Source organism: Polaromonas sp. P1_G4 (assembly GCF_056405475.1).
In genome coordinates this window covers 1-613 of the sequence record NZ_JBFUCA010001035.1, presented here as the reverse complement: position 1 = coordinate 613, position 613 = coordinate 1, and the positions used below count along the sequence as shown (strand labels likewise).

1 protein-coding gene is annotated in these 613 nt (G+C 60.4%); it reads left to right on the top strand.

The genetic code is table 11. The features are described 5' to 3' along the window. Nucleotides 1–613: hypothetical protein (locus tag AC1D1X_RS25215; RefSeq protein ID WP_477699624.1), on the top strand; the 613-nt coding region annotated here is incomplete at both ends.

Below are 613 nucleotides of genomic sequence, written 5' to 3'. Positions count from 1 at the left end.
GACTCACACCGACAACGCTGTGGTTACTGATGGTGGTCACGGTGTAGACGAACCACTCAACGTCGTCGATATTCCGGCCTCCCACTTAGCCAGCCACTTTGCCGGCGGTCACAGTGGCGGAGCATACGGCGAGGGTCAGTTAGCCGGGCTGGACGTGCTGCCCTTCAACGACACTAGCAGCTTCCTCGTCAACGCCGATGGTGACATGGTGGGCGAAGTCACCCGATTGTCGAACGGTTGGGTACAGGTTAAAGACATTGGAGGGGCGAGCGTTTACCTCAACCCCCGGGCGGCATCCGGTGACCCAAATGCCATCGTAAGCGCCCAGCAATACCAAGACGCACAAGAGCAGGCCGAAGTTAGCCAGGCAGCCAGCGCCATCGGCCTGATGAACAGCATCATCGGCTTGCAGCATTGGGACGACATGGGCGACTTGCAGCGGCTTGCCGCGGTAAGCAGCATTTACAACGCACTAGACAAGATGAGCGGCGGCGGTGCCTTGCCCGGCGACTTGGGAACGGCTGCTGGCGTGCTGGGTTTGCTCAGTGCCTTGGACCAAGGCAATGCCGGTGGTGCCTTGTACAGCGGGCTCAGCCTTGTAGAGAGCCTGACG